This is a genomic window from Acidobacteriota bacterium (genome assembly GCA_034211275.1).
Lineage (GTDB): Bacteria > Acidobacteriota > Thermoanaerobaculia > Multivoradales > JAHZIX01 > JAGQSE01.
In genome coordinates this window covers 1-10,010 of record JAXHTF010000230.1, presented here as the reverse complement: position 1 = coordinate 10,010, position 10,010 = coordinate 1, and the positions used below count along the sequence as shown (strand labels likewise).

Genomic DNA, 10,010 nt, shown 5'->3' with positions numbered 1-10,010 from the left:
GCGGCGATGCGGGAGGGGCTTTCTCCTCCGGCTCGGCGCGGCTCCAACGGGTCACCCTGGAGGACTTCTTCTCCATCTCCCAATGCGTCGAGGTGGCGGAGGACGAGAATCCCTTCACCCTCGCCGCTCGGGTGCGGGTGGCGAGCCCGGATCCGCCGACGGTGCCGGATCTGACGGCGCCCATGGTCTTCGGGTCCACCCTCTTCTTCGCCAACACCAACTGCTCCGCCTTCCCGGGCTGCGGCGAGCCCCCGCTACCGCCCTGCGGCGGCTTCGGAGAGGTGGTGACGTCGGTGCAGGTGGGGGATACCGTGGGCCTTTGGCTGCCCATCGTCAACGACGCCGTGGAGATCCCCGCCGGCGCCCTGTCGGCGCTGGTCACCTGGGTGGTGGACCGGGATACCGCCGACACCTTCGTGGTCAACGTCGACGACGCCTTCTTCGGCCAGCCCGACGCCGGCAACGTGATCTTCGTCGACGGATTCGAAAGCGGCGACTTCACCGGCTGGACGCGCTTCGTGTCGCCTTGATCAGTAGGCCGCGGCCCTAAGTCTCGTCTACCGGGCACCACATGTGGATCTTGGCGAGAAAGCGCTCGCCGATCCGCAGGGCCATGGGCTCGGTGCCGAAGGGCCGGAATCCGCAGGATGTGTAGAGGCGCCGGGCGGGGGTGTTGGCTTCGGTGACGGTGAGCTGGACGAGGCGGGTTTCGGGATGGCTTCGAGCTTCCTCCAACACCGCCTGGACCAGCGCTCGGGCCACGCCCCGGCCCCGAAAGGCCGGCAGGACGGCCATCCCATAGAGTCTGGCCTTGTGGCGGGTGCGGGGACGCTGCTCGAAACGCAGGCCCGCGACTCCGGCTAATTCTCCCTCGAGGAACGCACCGAAGACCCTCTGAGGAGCATCGGGTCCCTCGGCGACCCGCGGCAGCCACCAATCCATCGGCAGCGGCTCGCGCTCCGCCACCGTGGCGATGAAAGCCTCGGGCTCGTGGGCGTAGGCCTGCAGCATCAGGGCACGGTACTCGGCTACGTCGGCGGGGGTGAGGCGGCGGATCAACACTTGGGTACCCCCTGTGGGAACCGGCGGATCAACATTCGGACCAACACTTGGGTGCCACCTGTAGGAATCCTTTGTTCATGGGGGTTTACGACGGCCCGAGGTGGCCCATCGACGGGATCAACACTTGGGTCCCACCTCCAAGATTTGTCGAAAACCAACACTTGGGTACCCCTTTGGGCGCCGAAAACCAACACTTGGGTACCCCCCTCTGGGCAGACAACCAACAAGCGACCAACAAGTGGGTCCCCCCTGCGGAAATGCGCTTACCAAGGGTGCTCTTCGCCCTCCCAGGTGAGGAACTGGCCGCTCTGCTGGAGGCTGACGGTGGCGGCGACTTGCAGGATGCCGCGGACGGCTTCGGGGGCCTCGAGGGGTGCGCGGGGGCCACCCATGTCGGTCTGGACCCAGCCGGGATGGATGGCGACGACGGTGATGCCGTGGCGGTGGAGGTCGTGGGCCAGGGTTCGGCTGAGCATGTTGAGGGCGGCCTTGGAGGCGCAGTAGGCATAGAGGCCGCCGGTAGTCTTATTCGTCAGGGATCCGAGGGAGGAGGAGATGTTGAGCACCTTGGGCTGGGTGCCGCGGCGGAGCAAGGGGAGGGCTTCCCGTACCACCAGCATGGGGGCGGTGCAGTTGATGTGGAAGGTCTCATCGAGGGTGGCGCCGTCGAGGGTCTCCGGTGTCTCGTGGAGAGGCATGACGCCGGCGTTGTTGAGCAGAAGGTCGAGACCATCGGTGTGCTGGCCGACGGTCTCGAGGGCTTGCCGGATGGAGGCGTCGTCGGCGAGCTCCACCTCGACGAGAGTCAGCCCGTCTCCATGGTGACGCTGGAGCTCGAGGAGCTCGGCGGCATCTTGAGGATTACGGCAGGCGGCGAAGCCCCGATCGCCCTGCTCCAGGCATTGGCGGGCCATCTCCAGTCCTAGGCCGCGGTTGGCTCCGGTGATCAAGACTTTGCGCATGGTGCTCCTCTCCGCCGGCTCCTGGCGGTTTCGCGACTAGGGTAGGTCTGTGAGTAGATCAACACTTGGGTCCCCCCTTTTGGCGGAGAACCAACAAGTGGGTCCTCACGTCGGTGAACACCTTCAGGGACACACTGCGGAAGAGTCTAGCTCAGGAGATTGGGCGGGCCTGAGGCCGCCACCGCCCCCGGGGCTAGGACCCGAGGGCGGTGGGGTGGGGACGCGGGCAGTGGGACGGAGGGACCGTCAGGGGCTGGTGGAGGGCAGCACCGAGAAGAGGGTGATGGTGCCGCTGACCTCGTGGGCCACCACCAGCAGGGCCCGGGAGATGGGGCTTTGGGCCTTGGGGATGAAGAGAAGGCCTTCTGGCGCTTGGTCCACCACGCTGCCGACCATCGGTGTGCCGTCGGCCTTCAGGTTGGTGACGTATTGGACGAAGGAGGGGCGCTGGGGCTCGGTGAGGTCGTAGACCATGATGCCGCCGGTGCGCTCGAGGCCGATGAAGGCGTAGGTGCGGCCGCGGAAGAAGCCGAGGGTGATGCCCTCGGGTTCGGGGCCTTTGTCGTCGCTGCGGGAGTCCGCCTCTTCGCCGGGGCCGTTGGAGTTGAAGTGCTGGGGCACCCGGGCGGCGGTGATCAGCTCGAAGTCGCGGCCGCTGTCCCACACCAGCTCACCGTCGGCGCTCCACACGGAGAAGGAGCGGGCACCGTAGGAGAAGAAGGTCTCGTGGAGGCCGTCGCCGTCAGCGTCGCCGCTGGCGCTGGTGGTGCGCAGGCGGCCGAGGTTCTCGTCCTGGAGGAGGGTGGCGGCGTCGGGGAAGACGGCGGGATCGAGGTCCAGGTCGTCGCCGCGGATCTCTTCGCTGAAGCAGTCGTAGTCCCGGGCGTCGCCCTCGTTGGCGGTGAGGATGTAGGTCTCCCCGCCGGAGGTCAGGCCGGCGATGGCGTCGGGCTGGTACATGCCCTGGGTGGGCCAGGGCACGATGCGCCGCAGGCCGTCGCGATTGCTGGCGTCGAAGGCGTTCTCCGGCAAGGAGTGGTCCTTGGTGCCCAGGGGCAGCAGGTCGGTGATGGTGGCAGTGGCGATGTCGAGGACCGCCAGGGCGTTGTTCTCCTGCAGCGAGATCCAAGCGGTGGTGGAGTCCCCGGAGACGGCGATGTACTCGGGCTCGAGATCCTGGGCTACGGACGCGTCGGGGCCGAAGATGCGCACGCCGTCCGGGGCGCCGGTGTTGAAGGCCTGGAAGCCGGCGGTGGTGACCGCCGCGTCGGTGAGATTGGCGACGCCGCCGGAGAGGTCGATGATGCTCACCGAGCCTTCCGGATCCGCCGCCAGGCCGGCCTCGCAATAGTCCGCTGGCTCGCCCTCGTTGGCTACCAGCACCTTGGTGCCGTCGGGGGTGAAGGTGACCATGTCCGGCAGCGCGCCCACGGTCACCGAGCTCAGCAGCTCGCCGTCGGTGTCGAAGAAGGCCACCCGGCCGGCGGCCTGGGAGTTGTCCGGCTCCACGGCCACCGCCACCACGCCATCCTGCACGGCGACGCTGTTGGCGCCGGCACCGAGGGCGGAGAGGTCGATGGTGAAGGCGAGCACCGGATTCCAGGGCTGGGCGATGTCGAGCACGTCGAGAACGGGGCGCTCACCGTTGATCAGGAAGAGCCGTTCGGTGGCGGCATCGTAGGCGACGATCTCGGCGGCGCTCTCGTCGAAGCGGCCGGTGTCGTATTGACCGATGGGGCGCAGCTCGATGGCGTCGGTGGAGGCGGTGAAGACACAAGCGGTCAGGCCGGCCAGCATGAAGACACCTAGGCTGGTCCCTAGATTGGCGGCATAGCGGGCGATGGGAGTCATCGATTTCTCCTGCGTTGGTTGGAAGTGGCCCGAGGGGTCGGGAACGCAGGAAAGCTAGCGGCGATCTGCTGCGGGGCGACGACGCTGGTGTGGCGAGGCTGTCACGGCCTTGGCGGGGCTTGGGTCTGATGGAGCGCTGGGAGCTGGGACGACGGAGCTCGTCGCTTTGTCATCTTCTGGTCATCTTGGGCTCGGTAGCTTGTCGTTGCAGGGCGCGAAGAGTTGGCGGTGGCAACCATCGATAACGGGCTCGAAGACTTTCCTCCGCCGATTCTTCCTCCTGCCAATCTTCAGGAGGTGACAGATGAGCTTCAGACTCTGGTTGGTTTTGATCCTGCTCGGCTTCACGGCGCTGCCTCCGGCGGTGGCTCAGCCATCGTTCTTCGAGGTGACTCCGGCTGCCGACCCATATTTCTCGAACCCGGCGAGCGAAGACTTCTGGGTCAACGCGGTGGCGCCGGCGGACGTCGATGGCGACGGAGATCTGGATCTCGCGGTCTTGGGTTTCTACGTCGTCTACAACCAGAGCGCCGAGGACCGCCTCGTGCTCCTGCTCAATCAGGGGCCCGGCGCGACGGGGGCGTGGACATTCGCCCCGCAGCAGGTTCCGCTGGGAGATGTCTTCGCCGGCGGGTCGGATCTGGCGTGGGGCGACTACGACGGCGACGGAGATCACGATCTGGCGGTGGGCTCGGAGGGGCTCACGGTGCTCTACCGCAACGATGGGGGCTCTCTCACCGCTCTGCCCAACCTCTTCCCGGGGTACTTCGAGGATTCGGACTATGACGGTTCCTACGATCTCCGGTCGCTGACCTGGGCGGATGCCGACAATGACGGGGACCTGGATCTGCTGATCCCTTCAGCCTTCGATGATTTCGCTGGCGAGTACTCCACCGTGCTGATGCGCAACGACGGCCCGGACGGTGCCGGAGGTTGGGTCTTCAACGATGCGGCGGCGGGCTTCGCCGCCACCTTCAACGCCCAGAGCGCCTGGGCCGACGACGATGGGGACGGGGATCTGGACTTGCTCCTCGTGGACGTGGATCCGTTCTTCGGGGAAGGCTTCGTACGGCGCTATGAGAACGCTGCAGGTTCTTTCACGGGGACGGATCTGCTGCCCATTCGCGTCGAGTATGGCCTCGCCGATTGGGGAGATTACGACGCTGATGGAGACCACGACGTTCTGGTCGCCGGCACCATCGAGGAGGCCGACGGCACCTTCCGGACGGTGCTGCGGGTCTATCGTTCCGATGCCGGAGTCTTGACCCCCATGGACATTCCCGGCGGTCCCGACGGCGGCTGGTTGGACATCCATGCCGCCACCTGGGCGGACTACGATTCCGACGGGGATGTCGATCTTCTCGCCACCGGCAGCTACATCGGTCCCCAGGAGATCGAGGGTCGCTCCACCGTCTATGCCAACAACGGTGGGGTGCTGTCGGATGTGGGCGTGGAGCTGCCGGCGCCCATCGGCTCGGTGGGCCGGGGAGGCGCGTTCACCTGGCTCGACATCGACGGTGACGAGGACCTGGACTACCTGGTAGCGGGCGCCTACTACGTTCCCGCCGGCAACGGGTTGGTAGAGGCGCGCATGCACCTCTACCGCAACGACGTGACCGCCGCCAACGCGGCTCCGGCGCCCCCGGCGGGACTGACGGCGACGACCCGTGTCGGTGGAGCCATGGTGGAGTGGACCGGCGCGACGGACGATTCGACGCCTGCCCTGGCCATCACCTACGACCTGGAGGTGCGCCGGGTCGGGGGTGGGGGCGCCAGCGCCGAACGGCTACCGGAGCCGGGAGGAGTCAGTGCGGCGACCCGCTGGCCTCTCAACGGCTTGTTGCCGGGGACCTACAGCTGGACCGTGAGGGCTGTGGACAGCTCCTTCAGCGACAGCGCTCCGGCGGGCGGCAACTTCACCGTCGAGGCTGCCGAGGAGATCTTCAGCAGCTCCTTCGAGACCGGAGATACCCAGGGCTGGATCGTCGGTCCACCGTAACGCACCGGCCTTTCGTGACCGCGGTGGCTCTCCTCGAGGGCCTTGCCGCCACGATGAATCGAGAGTCTTCGGCGCCGGTGGAGCACCCTGCGGCTCTTTCCCCCGCTGCTAGGGTGCTTCGCCGGCTTCCGGAGCAAGATCCTCGGGAGCCAGGGCGGCGGCGGTGCGCGCCTGGATGTCGCTGACCAGCGGCGCTACGGTGCTGCGGCGCTGGAGGATCATCAGCGCGCCGGCGACGCCGCGGCCGGGCTCGATCCACGGAGCGAAGCCCAGGATGGCGGGGCAGGAGGCCCGCAGGCCCGGCGATTCCTCGCCCTCTTCCGCCGGGATCTGCTCCAGCCACACGCCCAGACCGAAGCTGCCGCCAGCGGAGTCGTCCTCCTCCGAATCACCGCTCGGAGCCCAGGGAGCGAAGACGTCCTCTGCCGAGGCTGTCTGGTCGCTGAATAGCTCAGCCACCGAGTCCTCGGAGAGCACCGCCCCTTCGGGCCCTTGGCCGCGGTTGAGGAGCATGGTGAGGAAACGGCCGTAGTCCGCGGCGTTGCCGCTGGCGCCGGTGGCGATGGTGGGGTTGGGGCCTTCCGGCCAGCCGGTGGCCTCGAGGCCCAGAGGCAGGGCCAGGGCACTGCGGAAGATCTCATTCCAGGACGGCCCGGCGGCGATCTCGGCGACGCGGCCGGCGACCTGGAAGGCGGCGGCGCCGTAGCGTACCTGGGTGCCCGGCGGGGCCACCGCCGGCTCGTCGAGGATCTCTTCGGCGCAGGCCGCCAAGCTCAGGTCGTGCTCCGCCACGCAGGGGTGATAGGCCACCAGGCCGGAGGTATGGGAGAGCAGCTGACGAACGGTGATGGCGATTTTGTCGTCCCCCACCTGAGGGAAGAATTGGATCAGCGGATCGTCCAGGGAGAGCCGCTCCGCATCCACCAAGCTGAGCAAGGTGGCGGCGGCCAGCCATTGGGAAGCGGAGCTCAGGGGGACGACGGTGTCGCGGTCGTAGCGGCCGTAGTACCGCTCCATCAGCACCTGGTCGGCGGTGCCCAGCCAGAGGGCGGCGTCCTGAGGCAGGTCGTTGCGGCCGAGGTCGTCGGCGACGGCCTGGTCGAGATCCCGGAAGGCCGGCTGCACGATGTCCGCCGGCTCCTCGCCCTGAGGCTCTACCGCGGGCGGTGCCGCCGGCTCCTGAGCGTGGACCGGCAACGGCGTCAGCATCAGTACCAACGAGGCGAGAACGAGCGACTTGGAGTAGGCGAACAGGCGGCCAACCATGGTGATGGTCTCCTCTTGGAACGAAAAAACGACCCGCACTGGAAAGTACGGGCCGAGTTTAGCAGTCGGAGGTGATTGTCTGAATCACCCGCGAGGATGAAGGCAGCCCCTGTCCATCGACGATGGGTGCGGGCAGGCCTCGGCGCTTAGAAGTCCGCTTCGGGACCTCCGCCGCCGTCGCCGCCGGCTCCCCGGCGCCCACCCTTGGACAGCACGGTGAGGAAGCGCCGCGCCGCCTGGAAGGCGTCCAGGCGGACGATCTGCTCCTCCGTCAGCAAGGCCCGGAAGTCGCTCTCGAAGGTGTCCTTGATGGCGCCCAGGTCCTGCCGGCCGGATTGCAGATCGAGCACCAGGGTGCCCACCGCGGTGGCGTCGGGGTTATCGCTGGAGAGCAGATCCCGCAGCTCCATGCGCAGCCCCCGCTGCTCTTCCACCAGCGGCTGGGCCGCGTCCCGGGCGGTCATGAGCAGCGCGACGGTTTGTTCTTGCTGGTCCTCGGTGAGCTCCAGGAAGCGGGCCGCGGCGCGCACCAGCAGCTCACCGGTGAAGCCTTCGCTGGCCTGGTCGAGACCGGCGCCGGGGCCCGCCGCGTTGGGGTTCTGGAACGGAGGTTGCGCCTGGGTCGACAGCGGCAGCGCCAGAGCGCCGGCGACGAGCAGCAGCGCCAAGACACCGACCACCCACGGCGTGCGGGCCAGAGAGAGAGCGTTGTTGCGGCGGGGAGTGGGGTTGGGGCTCATGGATGAAGGTCCTCCTGAGTCAGTGGGATGAGTCGAAGTTTCGCGCCGGCGCGGGGAGAGCGAATGGGGCTCGCCCCGGCCGTCTGATGGAGAAACCCCCGAGGATGGAGTTTCTTGCGCCTTCTCCCGGGTCTTTTTCCGGAGAGCCCCCGATCTCTCGCCGGGGCCACCGGCGGAGGAGGAACGGGACGGGGTTTCGAGGTGGCGCCAGCGGTGGTAGATTGGGAGCGCTGGAGATTTGCCGACGCCTCCCGAGGGTGCCATTCGGATGCCTCCGGCTGTGATACGTTCACCCTTCACCCAAGCTTTTTCGAGAGGCCTGCGACGATGACCAACCGCGGGGAATTACGCCGCACTGCACTCTACGATTGTCACCTGGAAGCCGGTGCCCGCATGGTGGGCTTTGCCGGCTGGGAAATGCCGGTGCAGTACGCCGGCCTGATGGCCGAGCACGAGGCCGTGCGCACCGCCGCCGGTCTCTTCGACGTCTCCCACATGGGGGAGGTGCGGATCCAGGGGCCCGACGCCGAGGCCTTCCTGCAATATCTGACGCCCAACAACGTGGCCAAGCTCAAGGTCGGGCGGGCGCACTACAGCGCGCTGCTCACCGAGGAAGGCACCTACATCGACGACCTGTTGATCTATCGTCTCGCCGACGATGACTTCCTGGTGGTGGTCAACGCCGCCAACGTCGACGGCGACTTTGCCTGGATCCACAGTCACGCCGAGGCCTTCAGCGGCGAGGTCACGGCGCGCAATGTCTCCGACGACTACGCCTTGTTGGCCCTCCAGGGGCCGCGGGCGGTGGAGATCCTGAGCCAGCTCACGGAGTCGGATCTGGAGGCCATTCGCTACTATCGCTTCGCCCACGGCGAGGTCGACGGAGTACCGGCGATCCTGTCCCGCACCGGCTACACCGGCGAGGACGGCTTCGAGCTCTATCTGGCGCCGGAGCACGCCGCTCAAGTGTGGCGGGCACTGCTCGCGGCGGGGGCGGACCGCGGTCTGCAGCCCGCCGGCCTGGGCGCCCGAGACAGCCTGCGGCTGGAGGCGGCCATGGCCCTCTACGGCCACGAGATCGACAACACCACCACTCCCTGGGAGGCGGGCCTCGACTGGACCGTCAAGCTCAAGGCCGGCGATTTCATCGGCCGCGACGCCCTGGTGGCGCAGCAGGAGAAGGGCATCGAGCGCAAGCTGGTGGGCTTCGTGGTCACCGGCCGTGGCATCGCCCGGGAAGGCCACGGAGTGGTGCACGGCGGCGAGACGGTGGGCAAGGTCACTAGCGGGACCTTCAGCCCGACCTTCAAACAGGCCCTGGGACTGGCTTACGTTCCCGTGGAGCTGGCGGAGCCGGGCACCGCCCTGACCCTGGAGGTTCGGGGACGGGAGATCCCGGCGGAAGTTCGGGAGACTCCCTTCTACCGCCGAGACAAGTGATCGGCGGTTGATGATGGGCGGATTCCGTAAGGGCGAGAACTGGAGTTTCTCTACCGCCGGCGGCGACGCCGGTGAGGTTCAACGACACCGAGAGAGGATCTGAGCATGTATCCGAAAGACTTCCTGTACACCAAGGAGCACGAGTGGGTGCGGGTCGAGGACGACCACTGCACCCTGGGCATCACCGAGTTCGCTCAGCACGAGTTGGGGGACGTGGTCTTCGCCGAATTGCCCGAGGTGGGACAGTCCTTCGAAGCGCAGGACGAGATCGGTACCATCGAGTCCGTCAAGGCGGTGGCCGAGGTTTACACGCCGGTGGCTGGAGAGATCGCCGAGGTCAATGAATCCGTCGTCGACGATCCCTCGAAGCTCAACGACGATCCCCACGGCGACGGCTGGCTGGTGCGGATCAAGCTGAGCTCTCCGTCGGACCTCGAAGGCTTGATGAACGCGGACCAATACAACGAGTACGCGAGCGGTGGTGATGACTAAGACTTCCTCCGAAGCCAAGCCGGCGAAATCGCATCGGTATTTGCCCACCGGTGCCCAGGATCGTCAGGAGATGCTCGAGCGCATCGGCGTTCAATCCGTCGACGATCTCTTCGCCGCCCTGCCCGAGCAGATCCGCCTCGCCGAGGCTCTCGATGTCGCCGGACCGCTGTCGGACCAAGAGCTGCGCGGATTGTTCCG

The 10,010-nt window shown here is 67.3% G+C and carries 10 protein-coding genes; 5 read left to right on the top strand and 5 right to left on the bottom strand.

The window, feature by feature from the left end; genetic code table 11:
• Window positions 1-530 (top strand): hypothetical protein (locus tag SX243_23025; GenBank protein MDY7095857.1); only part of this gene is annotated, 530 nt, incomplete at its 5' end.
• 16 nt (window positions 531-546) lie between these two features.
• Here SX243_23025 and SX243_23020 read toward each other — a convergent pair.
• From SX243_23020 to SX243_23010, 3 genes are all read right to left on the bottom strand, one after another.
• Window positions 547-1,062 (bottom strand): GNAT family N-acetyltransferase, encoded by a 516-nt coding sequence (locus tag SX243_23020; protein ID MDY7095856.1) that lies wholly within the window; start codon window positions 1,060-1,062, stop codon window positions 547-549.
• 263 nt (window positions 1,063-1,325) lie between these two features.
• Entirely contained in the window at window positions 1,326-2,024 is a 699-nt protein-coding gene (locus SX243_23015) for an SDR family oxidoreductase (protein ID MDY7095855.1), read from the bottom strand.
• Between the two features lie 246 nt (window positions 2,025-2,270).
• A complete protein-coding gene (locus SX243_23010) occupies window positions 2,271-3,875 on the bottom strand; it encodes a choice-of-anchor I family protein (GenBank protein MDY7095854.1) in 1,605 nt (534 codons plus the stop codon).
• 304 nt (window positions 3,876-4,179) lie between these two features.
• On the opposite strand from SX243_23010, the gene SX243_23005 reads away from it, so the two are divergent.
• Window positions 4,180-5,874, top strand: coding sequence for a VCBS repeat-containing protein (locus SX243_23005; GenBank protein ID MDY7095853.1), 1,695 nt, complete (start codon window positions 4,180-4,182; stop codon window positions 5,872-5,874).
• Between the two features lie 108 nt (window positions 5,875-5,982).
• Here SX243_23005 and SX243_23000 read toward each other — a convergent pair whose 3' ends face one another.
• Window positions 5,983-7,140 (bottom strand): serine hydrolase domain-containing protein, encoded by a 1,158-nt coding sequence (locus tag SX243_23000; protein MDY7095852.1) that lies wholly within the window; start codon window positions 7,138-7,140, stop codon window positions 5,983-5,985.
• 146 nt (window positions 7,141-7,286) lie between these two features.
• Window positions 7,287-7,880, bottom strand: a complete 594-nt coding sequence (locus SX243_22995; GenBank protein MDY7095851.1) for a periplasmic heavy metal sensor — start codon at window positions 7,878-7,880, stop codon at window positions 7,287-7,289.
• Window positions 7,881-8,207: 327 nt separating this feature from the next.
• On the opposite strand from SX243_22995, the gene gcvT reads away from it, so the two are divergent.
• From gcvT to SX243_22980, 3 genes are all read left to right on the top strand, one after another.
• Window positions 8,208-9,320, top strand: a complete 1,113-nt coding sequence (gcvT, locus tag SX243_22990; protein MDY7095850.1) for a glycine cleavage system aminomethyltransferase GcvT — start codon at window positions 8,208-8,210, stop codon at window positions 9,318-9,320.
• 105 nt (window positions 9,321-9,425) lie between these two features.
• The gene (gcvH, locus tag SX243_22985) at window positions 9,426-9,812 is read left to right on the top strand and encodes a glycine cleavage system protein GcvH (protein ID MDY7095849.1); all 387 of its coding nucleotides are present in this window, start codon (window positions 9,426-9,428) and stop codon (window positions 9,810-9,812) included.
• Window positions 9,805-10,010, top strand: a 206-nt coding sequence (locus SX243_22980; protein ID MDY7095848.1) for a hypothetical protein, incomplete at its 3' end; no start/stop codon positions are given. The genes gcvH and SX243_22980, both read left to right, overlap by 8 nt.